Origin of the sequence: Pseudomonas sp. JS3066 (assembly GCF_036328175.1) — a bacterium.
Classification (GTDB): Bacteria; Pseudomonadota; Gammaproteobacteria; order Pseudomonadales; family Pseudomonadaceae; genus Metapseudomonas.
The window spans coordinates 3,507,596-3,520,107 of the sequence record NZ_CP143312.1; the positions used below are offsets into that span (position 1 = coordinate 3,507,596).

At 61.8% G+C, this 12,512-nt stretch carries 12 protein-coding genes; 2 read left to right on the forward strand and 10 right to left on the reverse strand.

Going from position 1 to position 12,512, the window contains the following annotated elements:
* Positions 1-6: 6 nt before the first annotated feature.
* The 4 genes from fabD to SA496_RS16645 all read right to left on the reverse strand — a co-directional run bounded on the left by fabD (position 7) and on the right by SA496_RS16645 (position 2,786).
* Entirely contained in the window at positions 7-945 is a 939-nt protein-coding gene (gene fabD, locus SA496_RS16630) for an ACP S-malonyltransferase (protein ID WP_120650105.1), read from the reverse strand.
* 103 nt (positions 946-1,048) lie between these two features.
* On the reverse strand, positions 1,049-2,059 hold the full coding sequence (gene plsX, locus SA496_RS16635) for a phosphate acyltransferase PlsX (protein ID WP_120650104.1): 1,011 nt from the start codon (positions 2,057-2,059) through the stop codon (positions 1,049-1,051).
* A 3-nt stretch (positions 2,060-2,062) separates the two neighbouring features.
* Entirely contained in the window at positions 2,063-2,245 is a 183-nt protein-coding gene (gene rpmF, locus SA496_RS16640) for a 50S ribosomal protein L32 (protein ID WP_044870244.1), read from the reverse strand.
* Positions 2,246-2,258: 13 nt separating this feature from the next.
* Positions 2,259-2,786 carry a YceD family protein gene (locus SA496_RS16645; RefSeq protein WP_120650103.1) on the reverse strand — a complete coding sequence of 176 codons (528 nt, stop codon included), beginning with the start codon at positions 2,784-2,786 and terminating at the stop codon, positions 2,259-2,261.
* Between the two features lie 108 nt (positions 2,787-2,894).
* Here SA496_RS16645 and SA496_RS16650 point away from each other — a divergent pair, with 108 nt between their 5' ends.
* The gene (locus SA496_RS16650) at positions 2,895-3,473 is read left to right on the forward strand and encodes a Maf family protein (RefSeq protein WP_120650102.1); all 579 of its coding nucleotides are present in this window, start codon (positions 2,895-2,897) and stop codon (positions 3,471-3,473) included.
* A 63-nt stretch (positions 3,474-3,536) separates the two neighbouring features.
* Here SA496_RS16650 and sppA read toward each other — a convergent pair whose 3' ends face one another.
* From sppA to rluC, 3 genes are read right to left on the reverse strand one after another with little or no spacing between them, the layout of a single operon-like run.
* Positions 3,537-4,517, reverse strand: a complete 981-nt coding sequence (gene sppA, locus SA496_RS16655; RefSeq protein ID WP_330114157.1) for a signal peptide peptidase SppA — start codon at positions 4,515-4,517, stop codon at positions 3,537-3,539.
* On the reverse strand, positions 4,510-5,202 hold the full coding sequence (locus SA496_RS16660) for an HAD-IA family hydrolase (RefSeq protein WP_120650100.1): 693 nt from the start codon (positions 5,200-5,202) through the stop codon (positions 4,510-4,512). Before SA496_RS16660 ends, sppA begins: the two co-directional genes overlap by 8 nt.
* Complete coding sequence (gene rluC, locus SA496_RS16665) at positions 5,195-6,148, reverse strand: 23S rRNA pseudouridine(955/2504/2580) synthase RluC (RefSeq protein ID WP_120650099.1); 954 nt, start codon at positions 6,146-6,148, stop codon at positions 5,195-5,197. Before rluC ends, SA496_RS16660 begins: the two co-directional genes overlap by 8 nt.
* Before the next feature lie 558 nt (positions 6,149-6,706).
* Between rluC and rne the strand changes: the two genes are divergently transcribed.
* Entirely contained in the window at positions 6,707-9,802 is a 3,096-nt protein-coding gene (gene rne / locus SA496_RS16670) for a ribonuclease E (protein WP_330114158.1), read from the forward strand.
* A 61-nt stretch (positions 9,803-9,863) separates the two neighbouring features.
* On the opposite strand, the gene SA496_RS16675 is transcribed toward rne, so the two are convergent.
* From SA496_RS16675 to SA496_RS16685, 3 genes are read right to left on the reverse strand one after another with little or no spacing between them, the layout of a single operon-like run.
* Positions 9,864-11,645, reverse strand: a complete 1,782-nt coding sequence (locus tag SA496_RS16675; RefSeq protein WP_153922540.1) for an ABC transporter transmembrane domain-containing protein — start codon at positions 11,643-11,645, stop codon at positions 9,864-9,866.
* Positions 11,646-11,652: 7 nt separating this feature from the next.
* Positions 11,653-12,063: a DoxX-like family protein gene (locus SA496_RS16680; protein ID WP_120650096.1), complete on the reverse strand. Its 411-nt coding sequence runs from the start codon at positions 12,061-12,063 to the stop codon at positions 11,653-11,655.
* A complete protein-coding gene (locus SA496_RS16685; RefSeq protein ID WP_120650095.1) occupies positions 12,050-12,490 on the reverse strand; it encodes a thiol-disulfide oxidoreductase DCC family protein in 441 nt (146 codons plus the stop codon). The genes SA496_RS16680 and SA496_RS16685 overlap by 14 nt, the downstream gene beginning before the upstream one ends.
* Between the last annotated feature and the right edge of the window lie 22 nt (positions 12,491-12,512).

The following is a 12,512-nucleotide window of genomic DNA, read 5'->3' on the forward strand; positions in this document are numbered from 1 at the left end:
CCTTGTTCAGGCCAGCGCAGCACGGGCGGCTGCGAAAGCATCAGGGGTATCCAGATTGTGGGTGTTGACACCCTTCACACAGCGCTTGTTCAGGCCTGACAGCACTTTGCCCGGACCGCATTCGATCAGATCGGTAACGCCGCGCTCGGACAGACTGACCATCGACTCGACCCAACGAACCGGGCTGTAGAGCTGGGCCAACAGGTCGCGCTTGAGTTCGCCGAGATCAGCCACCACGGCGGCACTGACGTTCTGCACCAGCGGAATTTGCGGAGCCTGCCAGGCCAGCGCGTCGACGGACTCGGCAAAGCGCTCGGCAGCCGGCTTCATCAGTGCGCAATGAGATGGCACGCTAACCGGCAGAGCCATGGCGCGCTTGGCTCCACGAGCCTTGCAGGCCTCGATGGCGCGCTCGACAGCGGCAGCGGCACCGGCGATCACCACCTGGCCGGGCGCATTGAAGTTCACTGCACTGACCACTTCGCCCTGGGCAGCTTCCACACATGCGGCCAGCACGTCGGCATCTTCCAGACCCAGGATGGCGGCCATGCCGCCCTGCCCTGCCGGAACGGCCTGCTGCATCAGCTGACCACGACGCTCCACAAGTTTCACCGCATCGGCGAAGCCCAGGCTGCCGGCAGCCACGAGCGCGGAGTATTCACCGAGGCTGTGGCCGGCGACGTACGCTGGGCGCGCACCACCCTCAGACAGCCACAGACGCCATAGGGCGATGGACGCAGTGAGAATGGCCGGCTGAGTCTTGTCGGTCTGGTTGAGCTGCTCTTCCGGACCTTGCTGGGTCAACGCCCAGAGGTCATAACCGAGCGCCTCGGAGGCTTCGGCGAAGGTATCCAGGACCAGCTTCTGCTGGCCCCCCTGCTCGGCCAGCATGCCCAGAGACTGGGAGCCCTGACCGGGAAATACGAAAGCGAGGGATGCGGACATTGATTGAGGTCCCTTATCTGGCGGTATAGGGAGATTGACGCCTGGCATAGCCAAGCGCACGAAACTGACATTTGGATGACAGGCTGCCGGTAGCGGTCACATCCTACAGCAACAGATGTTCCAGTCGGCCGTGGAGGCGCTGCGGCAGATTCTCACGGACCTCGATCATCGCGCGACGAATGGCGCTCTGAAAGCCTTCCGAGCCAGCCGAACCGTGACTCTTGATAACGATACCCTGCAGCCCCAGGAAGCTTGCTCCATTATGGCGCGCAGGGGTCAAATCGGTACGAAGGCGACGCAGCAATGGCAGGGCCAGCGCGCCCACCATGCGCGAACCGAGGCTCTCGCTGAACAATGCTTCCATCCGAGTGGAAATCATCGAGGCCAAACCCTCGCTGGACTTGAGCAGAATGTTGCCGACGAAGCCGTCACAAACCACCACGTCAGCTTCACCACGATAGAGACCATCGCCCTCGATGTATCCGATGTAGTTGAGGCCTTCGGCTTGCTGCAGCAGGTTCGCCGCCAGCTTCACTTGCTGGTTGCCCTTGATGTCCTCGGTGCCGACATTCAGTAGCGCGACACGCGGACGAGGAGTACCGAGGGCCTCAGCTGCAACCGCACCCATCACGGCGAATTGATAGAGATGCTCGGCGCTGCAGTCGACATTGGCACCCAGGTCGAGCAGATGGCAGTGGCCCCGCGCCGTAGGAATGGCGCTAACCATGGCCGGCCGATCGATTCCAGGCAAAGTCTTCAGCACGTAGCGCGACAACGCCATCAGAGCACCGGTATTGCCTGCACTGACGCAGGCCTGAGCCCGACCATTGCGCACAAGATCGAGGGCCACACGCATCGAAGAGTCAGGCTTGCCGCGCAAGGCTTGTGCAGGGCGCTCATCCATGGCGATCACTTCACTGGCATGCTCGATTTGCAGGCGCAGGCGATCGGCCGCAGGAATGCGGGCAACGAGCTCTTGTAGAAGGGGGGCTTGGCCGACGAGAACCAAGTGAAGCGAGGGGAATTCAGCCAGACAGGCGACGCTGGCTGGAACAATGCAGCGGGGACCGTAGTCCCCGCCCATTGCATCAATCGCGATGATCGAGGCGGCCAAGGATTACTCGGCAGCGCCCTTGTCGATCACTTTGCGACCACGGTAGAAACCGTCCGGGGAAACGTGGTGGCGCAGGTGAACTTCACCAGTGCTCTTCTCTACGGACAGGGCGTTGGCTTCGAGGGCGTCGTGGGAACGACGCATGTCGCGTGCCGAGCGGGATTTTTTGTTCTGCTGAACAGCCATAATCAATTAACTCCTAAACGTTTGGGTCACGCTTTAACTGCGCCAGTACGCTGAACGGGTTGGACCGCGGAACCTCGTCCTTGCTCGGCTCGGGCTCGTTGGCGCCCGCCGGCTGCTGGCAATCTTCAGGGTCATGGGCCGGAACTATGGGCAGGGCGAGCAACAGCTCATCCTCGACCAGAGTCATCAGATCCAATGGATCCTCACCCACTTCCAGCACGTCATAGCCCTTCGGCAGCGACTGACTGTCCGCCCCCTCCCTCACCACGGCGTAATCACACTCGCTATGGATGTTCAGGGTGACCAGCTCTAGACAACGCTGGCAAACCATCTTGACCTCGACGTCAATCCGGCTATGGATAACGACAGCGCGACGCTCTTCACGAGCGAACGCGAGGCTCGCATGGATGCTGCCCGCGTTGTCCGCTAGGGGATCGCAGAGTCGCTCCAGACTGGCGAGCGCAATGTCACCCTCAAGAGTGACTTCGCGGTCCGCAAGCTTTCGCGGATCTACATGAGGTGGAATCGGCCCATTCAACATAGGCGCGACATTCTAGGGACGAGCCCCTGCCCTGTCAAAAGAAATTCCGCATTGTCCACGTGCGACGGGCCTCTATAGAATTTCCCGCCTCTACGACCGGAGATCGCCATGCTGCCCCTGGTGCTTGCATCCAGCTCACCTTATAGACGCGAACTACTCGAACGCCTGCGCCTGCCTTTTACCTGGGGCGCACCCGCCATCGACGAAAGCCGCAAGACCGACGAATCCGCCGAACAGCTCGTACGCCGACTGGCACTTGAAAAGACCAAGGCTCTTGCCAGCCAGAACCCCAACCATCTGATCATCGGCTCCGACCAGGTCGCAGTGCTAGGCGACCAGATACTCGGCAAGCCTCACAATTTTGAACGCGCTCGCGACCAACTGCTGGCAGCCAGCGGCACCAGCGTCAGCTTCCTGACCGGCCTGGCCCTGATGAACAGCGCTACCGGCCACTTCCACGTGGACTGCGTGCCCTTCACCGTGCATTTCCGCGAGCTGGACGCCGCACGCATCGGCCGCTACCTGGAAGCCGAACAACCCTATGACTGCGCCGGCAGCTTCAAGGCAGAAGGACTTGGCGTCAGCCTGTTCCGTGCGACTGAAGGCCCGGACGCCACCAGCCTCGTCGGACTGCCTCTGATTCGACTCGTGGACATGCTGCTCGCCGAAGGCGTACAGATTCCCTGACTCCCATATAGAAGGAAGAAAGCCCGGCTTCTGGCCGGGCTTTCCTTTGGGGCGCTATAAGCTTCAACGCAAGCTCGGCCCCTGGAACCCCATCCAAAGTGCCAGTCGCTCGGCGACACTAGCACCGAACTTTTTCGAGAAGCGATCGAAAGGCGACTCCTGCACGGTGTAGTCAACAACCTCCTTCGCCCCAATCACCTCGCGCGCCACGAAACTGGTATTGCCGAGCTTATCCACCAGCCCAAGCGCCAGCGCCTGCTCGCCCGACCAAACCAATCCACTGAAGAGTTCGGGATTGCCATCGACCTTCAGCCGATCACCACGCCCCTTCTTCACGCTTTGGATGAACTGCTGGTGAGTGGTATCCAGCACGCTCTGCCAAAACTGGGTTTCCTCAGGTTTCTGTGGCTGGAACGGATCCAGGAACGCCTTGTGCTCGCCGGACGTATAGACGCGACGCTCAACACCCAGCTTGCCCATGGCGTCGACGAAGCCAAAGCTCGCCGCAGTGACGCCGATGGAGCCAACCAGGCTAGCCTTGTCGGCATAGATTTCGTCCGCCGCACTGGCGATGTAGTAGGCACCGGACGCACCAAGGTCGGTGATCACGGCATACACCCTGATGCCCTTGTGTTCCGCACGCAGCCGACGAATCTCGTCATAGACGTAACCGGATTGCACCGGACTGCCACCCGGACTGTTGATCCGCAGCACGACCCCCTTGGTCTTCGGGTCTTCGAAAGCCGCACGCAGCGCGGTCACGATATTGTCAGCGCTCGCCACCTCTTCATCAGCGATCATTCCACGGACCTCTACCAGCGCCGTGTGCTCCTGGCCGCGCGCAGCGCTCTTCTGCAGATCGAATGCCGGCGAGAACAGCGCAAGGGCAATAAACAGATAAACAAAGGTCAGCGACTTGAAGAAAATGCCCCAACGCCGGGCACGACGCTGCTCCTGGATACCCGCCAGTACAGCCTTCTCCAGCAACTGCCAGCTCTTCTGTTCAGCCTTGTCGGCAGCGGGTTCTTTCCATTCGTCAGACATAAAGCTCCACCTCTCGGAATTGCCGGCTCAGGTCACCTTCCAGCCAGTGACGCAGCTCTTCAAAACGCTCGATCGCCAGCGTGGGCGATTCCTTGAGCAACTCAACAAGCGGCTGGGCACCGTAACCCACCGCCACGGAATCCATCCCGGCCCGATGAGCCATACGCAGATCGAAGGGAGAATCCCCCACCATCACCGCCTGCCCAGCAGCCACCCCACAATGCGCAAGGATTTCATGCAACATGCGCGGATCAGGCTTGCTCGCAGTTTCGTCAGCGCAGCGGGTGATATCGAAGTAATCCAACCAGCCACGCCCGGCCAGCACATGCTCCAAGCCACGACGACTCTTACCGGTAGCCACCGCCAGACGATAGCCCTGCTCACGGAACACCTCCAGCGCCTCCGCCACCCCATCGAACAGAGGTGAAGGCTGGCACTCCAGCACGCTGTAGTGTTCGCTATAACGCTGCCGGAATGCATCTATGCACCGTGGATCATCAAGCTCCGGATAGAGCGTAGCGATCGCTTCCGGCAAACCGAGACCGATGATGCCCTTGATAGCGACATCATCTCGCCACGACAGCCCGGAAACGTCTGCCGCCACGCGCATGGATTCGACAATGCGGGCGATGGAATCAACCAACGTGCCGTCCCAGTCGAAGATCAGCAACTGGTAATCAGACACCTAGACGCTCCAGGGTTTTCTGCCACATCTCATCGACCGGAGCCTCCAGCTTAAGCTCGCCCCCATCAGGGAGGCTTATAGCCAGGGAGTGCGCGTGCAGGAACAGGCGCTTGCCGCCCAGTTCGCGAATTTCACGCGTGAAATCCTCATCGCCGTACTTCGGATCACCGGCGATGGAATGGCCAGCGTGCTTGGCGTGCACTCGAATCTGGTGAGTACGCCCGGTAATCGGACTGGCTTCCACCAGAGTGGCGAACTCCCCGAAACGGCGCACGACGCGAAACTCGGTAAGCGCGTCCTTGCCTTCCGGATTCACCTCGACCATGCGCTCGCCGGAACGCAGATTATTCTTCAGCAACGGCGCACTGACCTTCTTCTTCGAGGTTGGCCAGCTTCCGCGTACCAGCGCCAGGTAACGCTTATCGACACCGTCGCCACGCAATGCCTCGTGAAGGTGGCGGAGCATGCTGCGCTTCTTGGCGATCATCAGAAGTCCGGAGGTATCGCGATCAAGGCGATGCACCAGCTCCAGATCCTTGGTTTCTGGGCGCAACTGACGGAAGGCTTCGATCACGCCGAAGCTGAGACCACTTCCTCCATGCACTGCAATGCCAGCCGGCTTGTTCAGCACGATCAGCGCCTTGTCTTCGTAGACGATCGCACTCTCCAGCCGCTCCAGCAGACTTTGGGCCACTGGGGCCGGCTCATCCGGCTCGGACAGACGCAAAGGCGGAACGCGGACGATGTCGCCCGCCTGGAGCTTGTACTCCGGCTTGATCCGTCCCTTGTTCACGCGGACTTCGCCCTTGCGAAGGATGCGATAAATCAACGTCTTGGGCGCACCCTTCAACTGAGTGCGTAGGAAATTGTCAATGCGTTGGCCGGCATATTCCGGCGCAACCTCAAGCAGCTGGACGCCGGAGGTTGGAGAGGCAGGAGTGTTCATTTGCGCATCATAACAATTTTTTATGGATTTGAAGCACTTAATGATTACTGCTATAGTCGCGAACGCCGCCAAAAGCGGCCTGGTTTCAGGGTGTTCGCCAAAACTGCCACCCTAACCGTTGCAACCTTTTCAGGACGTAAGGCCGTCCGACAGAAAATTCGCTGCAATGACTGCGAATTTTCAGAAATCAAGCCTTGAGCCATGACGCGTGATCACCCCTTTCCTATGGGAGATCACGGTAAATGCAACCCGCTACGGATTCAGCGAGCGGCACCCGATTTTCAAGGGATAAGTGTAGGGTGGAGATGCATAACCGTCGGACTGCGTAGTTTCAAGACGCTTCATTTCGTCCGCTTCCGACCGTTGATTCCTCCTCCTGAACAAGTGCTTCTGTCACGACACAGCAAGCAGGAGACGTAGTCGCGATTCCGGTCCCATTGACTGGAGTTCGCTGGACACTGGAGTGGCCCGCCGCTCCTGACACGCACCTGACACCGACCGCGAGAGTCGTGTGCGCCAATCGCCGTTTCCGGTAGCCCGGAAACCCATTGGTACCACATGAAAAGAATGCTGATTAACGCGACTCAGCCCGAAGAGTTGCGTGTTGCTCTGGTCGACGGCCAACGCCTGTACGACCTGGACATTGAATCGGGTGCCCGCGAGCAGAAGAAGGCCAACATCTACAAAGGCCGAATCACTCGTATCGAGCCCAGCCTTGAAGCCGCTTTCGTCGACTTCGGCGCCGAGCGCCACGGCTTCCTGCCCCTGAAAGAAATTTCCCGCGAGTACTTCAAGAAGTCCCCCGAAGGCCGCATCAACATCAAGGAAGTGCTCAGCGAAGGCCAGGAAGTCATCGTCCAGGTCGAGAAAGAAGAGCGCGGCAACAAGGGCGCAGCCCTGACCACCTTCATCAGCCTTGCTGGGCGTTACCTGGTGCTGATGCCGAACAACCCCCGCGCCGGTGGCATCTCCCGCCGCATCGAAGGCGAAGAGCGCAATGAACTGCGTGAAGCGCTGAACGGCCTCAACGCTCCAGCCGACATGGGCCTGATCGTTCGCACCGCGGGTCTGGGCCGCTCCAGCGAAGAGCTGCAGTGGGACCTGGATTATCTGCTGCAACTCTGGAGCGCCATCAAGGAAGCTTCTGGCGAGCGTGGCGCCCCCTTCCTGATCTATCAGGAAAGCAACGTCATCATCCGCGCTATCCGCGACTACCTGCGCCAGGACATCGGCGAAGTGCTGGTCGACAGCGTCGAAGCACACGAGGAAGCCCTCAGCTTCATCCGCCAGGTGATGCCGCAGTACCAGAGCAAGATCAAGCTCTATCAGGACAGCGTTCCGCTGTTCAATCGTTTCCAGATCGAAAGCCAGATCGAAACCGCCTTCCAGCGCGAAGTGAAGCTGCCGTCTGGCGGCTCCATCGTCATCGATCCGACCGAGGCCCTGGTGTCCATCGACATCAACTCGGCCCGTGCCACCAAGGGTGGCGACATCGAAGAAACCGCCCTGCAGACCAACCTGGAAGCGGCCGAGGAAATCGCCCGTCAGTTGCGCCTGCGTGACATCGGCGGTCTGATCGTCATCGACTTCATCGACATGACGCCGGCCAAGAACCAGCGCGCCGTGGAAGAGAAGGTCCGCGAGGCCCTGGAAGCCGACCGCGCACGCGTGCAGATCGGTCGCATCTCGCGCTTCGGCCTGCTGGAAATGTCCCGTCAACGTCTGCGTCCGTCCCTGGGCGAGACCAGCGGCATCGTCTGCCCCCGTTGCGACGGCCAAGGCATCATCCGTGACGTCGAATCCCTGTCGTTGGCCATCCTGCGTCTGATCGAGGAAGAGGCTCTCAAGGACCGTACTGCCGAGGTCCGCGCCCAAGTGCCGATTCCGGTTGCCGCCTTCCTGCTCAACGAGAAGCGCAACAGCATCACCAAGATCGAGCTGCGCAGCCGTTCACGCATCGTCATCCTGCCGAACGACCACCTGGAAACCCCGCACTTCGAAGTCCAGCGCCTGCGCGACGACAGTCCGGAAGTGCTGAACAACCAGTCCAGCTACGAAATGACCCCGGCTGAGGTGGAAGAAGCCCAACCGGTCAGCTCCACCCGCACCCTGGTTCGCCAGGAAGCAGCGGTGAAGACCGTTTCCCCCGAGCGCCCCGTACCGGCACCGATTGCAGCCGCTCCGCAAGCCCAGCCGGCACCCACTCCGGAGCCCAGCCTGTTCAAGGGTCTGGTGAAGTCCCTGGTAGGCCTGTTCGCTGGCAAGGAAGAGCCCAAGGTCGAAGCCGAGAAGCCGACCACCGAACGCCAGCCGCGCAGTGAAGAGCGTCGCAACGGCCGTCAGCAGAACCGTCGCCGCGATGGCCGTGAGGGCCGCGAAGGTCGTGAGGGTCGTGAAAGCCGCCGCGAGGAAGACCGCAAGCCACGCGAAGAACGCCAGCCCCGCGAAGCTCGTGAAGGCCAGGAAACCCGTCGCGAGCGCCCTGCCCGCGAAGAGCGCCAGCCGCGTGAAGAACGCCAACCGCGCGAGGAGCGTCAGCCTCGCGAAGAGCGTCAGGCTCGTGAGCCCCGCGAAGAGCGTCAACCGCGTGAAGAGCGCCAGCCTCGCGAAGAGCGCCAGCCTCGTGAGCCCCGCGAGGAGCGTCAGCCGCGCGAAGCCCGTGAGCCGCGTGAACCGCGTGAAGGCCAGGAAGGTCGCCGCGAGCGTGGCGAACGCGCCGAGCGTCCCGCCCGTGAAGAGCGCCAGCCGCGTGAAGAACGCCAACCTCGCGAAGAGCGCCAGCCGCGCGCTGAACTGGCCCAGACCGAAGCGGTCGACGAGGAACTGCTGAACAACGAGGAGCTGCTGCAGGACGACGATCAGGAAGGCTCCGATGACGAGCGTCCTCGTCGCCGCTCCCGTGGCCAGCGCCGCCGCAGCAACCGCCGCGAGCGTCAGCGTGAAGCCAACGGCGAAGAGCTGGTGGAAGGTCAGGATGACGGTGAAGTCGTCCAGGCTGCTGCCGTCGTCGCGACCGGTGTAGTTGCCGCTGAATTGGTTTCCGCTGAAGTGGCCGCCGAAGCCGCTACCGAAGCACCGGTACAGGTAGAAACACCGGCCGTTGAAGCCGAAGCTACCGAAGCCGTGGTCGCCCAGGTCGAAGAAGCTGCTCCGGTTGTCGAGCAGGCCCCGGTGGTAGAAGAAGCTCCGGCCGTCGTCGAAGCGACCATGTTCGAAGCAGCTCCTGCTGAAGCCGTGGTCGAAGCGCCAGCCGTGATCGAAGAAGCTCCGGCAGTTGCAGCGCAGACTGAAGCACCTGCCCCGGCTCCGGCCAGCACTGGCCGTGCGCCCAACGATCCGCGCGAAGTGCGCCGTCGTCAGCGCGAAGCCGAGCGCCTGGCCAAGGAAGCCGAAGAGGCTGCCGCCAAGGTTGTCGAAGCTACTGCTGCTGCCGAACCGGTTTCCGCTGTTGTTCACGCTGTCGCTGGCGTAGAAGAAGAAGTGGTCGCTGCCGAGCAGAAGGTTGAAGACACCGTCGAGCAAGCCGTTGAGGCCCCGGTCGAACAACCTGAGCAGGTCGCGGTAGTGACTGAGGCCGAAGTTCCGGCGCAAGCCGAGACCAAGACCGAAGAAGAGAAGGAAGAAGCCAAGGACGAGACCAAACCGGTCGCCTGAAGCTTTCCTGAATGAAAAAAGGGATGCCATTGGCATCCCTTTTTTTGGACTCGCGGTACCGCTACTCGACCTCATTCTCAGTCTGGATACCAAACTGCAGCTCAGCCAGCCGTGCATAGAGCGGGCTACCGGCCACAAGTTGCGCGTGACGACCAATTGCCACCACCTTGCCCCGCTCCATCACCGCGATGCGATCGGCATTCTGTACCGTAGCCAGGCGGTGTGCGATCACCAGGGTGGTCCGCCCGCTCATCAGCGCCGGCAACGCTTGCTGGATCAGGTGTTCGCTCTCCGCATCCAGGGCGCTGGTGGCCTCGTCCAACAGCAGGATGGGGGCATCCACCAGCAGCGCACGGGCAATTGCCAGGCGCTGGCGCTGTCCACCTGAGAGACCGATACCGCCCTCCCCCAGATGGGTCTGGTAACCCTGCGGCAGGCGGGCGATGAATTCGTGCGCGTGGGCGGCACGGGCAGCGGCCTCGACCTCGGCATCGCTGGCCTCGGGGCGACCATAGCGGATGTTGTCTTCGACACTGCCGTAGAACAGGGCCGGACTCTGGGACACCAGGGCGAAGCAGCGACGCAAATCGGCAGGGTCAAGCTCACGCAACTCGACGCCCTCCACACGGATGCTGCCGGCCTGGGGATCGAAGAAGCGCAACAGCAGCTCGAACACGGTCGACTTGCCTGCACCGGACGGTCCCACCAAAGCCAGGGTTTCTCCAGGGCGAACCGCCAGGCTGACGCCGTCCAGGGCGTTCACATCAGGTCGCCCCGGATAGGCAAAGCGCACCTCCTCCAGCTCGATTTGCCCACTGACCCGCTCTGGCAGCGTCATCGGCCCCTCAAGCGGTGCATGAATGGCATTGCGCGCCTGCAGCAGTTCGGCGATACGTTCTGCTGCACCCGCGGCACTCTGCAGCTCACCGATCACCTCGCTGATGGCACCGAAAGCGGCTCCCACAATCAGGCTGTAGAACACGAAAGCCGCCAAGTCACCGGGAGAGATGCGCCCGGCGATCACATCCGTGCCTCCCACCCAGAGCATCACACCCACGGCCCCCAGCACCAGCAGGATCACCAGGGTGATCAGCCAGGCGCGCTGGGTAATCCGGCGGCGCGCGGTATCGAAGGCGCCTTCCACGGTGCCGGCGAATCGCTGGCGGTCCTGAGCCTGGTGGTTGTACGCCTGCACCGTCTTGATCTGTCCAAGGGTCTCGCCCACGTAGCTGCCGACGTCGGCGATTCGGTCCTGGCTCTGACGCGACAATTTCCGCACGCGCCGACCGAAGATGAGGATCGGCGCCAGCACCAGCGGCAGCGCCAGCAGCACGATGCCGGTGAGCTTGGGGTTGGTGACGAACAACAGGCCGATGCCCCCGACCAGCATGATCCCGTTGCGTAATGCCATGGACAGGGAGGAGCCGATCACCGATTGCAACAAGGTGGTGTCCGCCGTCAGCCGTGACTGGATTTCCGACGCGCGATTGCTCTCGTAGAAACCGGGGTGCAGCTGGATCAGATGGTCGAACACGCGCTTGCGGATGTCTGCGACGAAACGCTCACCGATCCAGGAAACCAGGTAGAAGCGAGTGAAGGTACCCAGTGCCAGAGCCAGCACAAGGCCGAAGAACAGCATGATCGAATGTCGCAACGACGCCTCGGACTGCGTGGCCAGTCCCTGGTCGACCAGGAGGCGAATGCCTTGCCCCATGGACAGGGTGATCCCGGCGGTGAACAGCAGCGCCAGCAAGGCGCCGATCACCCGCCAGCGATAGGGCGCAACGAAGCGCCCAGCCATGCGCAACGCATTACGCTGCCTAGCGGAAAGGAGGGATGTCATCGGGGGCTCAGTCGGGTTGTTCAAGGGAATGTTCGCTGCGTGCGGGCGCTTCCGCCCACCAACCCACCAGGCAGAGGCACAACGCGACCAGATTGGTAGAAAGCGGGTTGAAGGCCTGGATCAGCAGGCCTGGAGTGAACAACGCTACGTCCAGCAACAGCCCTGCCAGCAGGAACGCCGCGAGTACGAGGGGCCAACGCGACTGGCGCACACCCAGCAGGAGCAGCGCAAGGATGATTTCGGCCAGCCCAGCCAGGGTCGCCACACGCTCGACGTGGGTCAGGCCATGAGCGGCGATCATCAATCTCTCGTCAGTGCTAAGCCAGAGCAGCTTCGGCACCAGGCCGTGGTAGAGAAACAGGAACGCCAGCCCACAACGGGCCAGCATTGCAAAGCGCCGCAGATCAACGATCGGCATTCAGGAAGCGCCCCTCGTGGTCGGGCGACGGTAGCAGGCAGACGTCGTGTCGGCCGAAAAGACGGTAGCGATTCAGGGCAATACGGTCATAACACCAGTCCCGCAAGCCCAGGGGCAGGATGCGGAATACCCCCAGCAGCGGCCAGGGCGCCGGCAACTGGCGGATGATCCGTGCGATGGCCTCGGAGCGGACGAACAGCTCGCGGCCTTCGACATAGAGCATGGTTGCATAGCTGTCAGTAGGCAGGCCGAACCAGCGGAGAATCGCCTGCCCTTCCGCAGATTGCACCGAGGCGAGCTTGAACACGCGCGCGCGGTCATAGCGAATCAGGAACTTCGCCCAGCCATTGCAGAGCTTGCAGACCCCGTCGAAAAGCACGACGCGCTCACCGGATCGAACGTAGGGCGGGTACTGCTCGGCATCCATCGCGATGCTCCTGCATCTACGG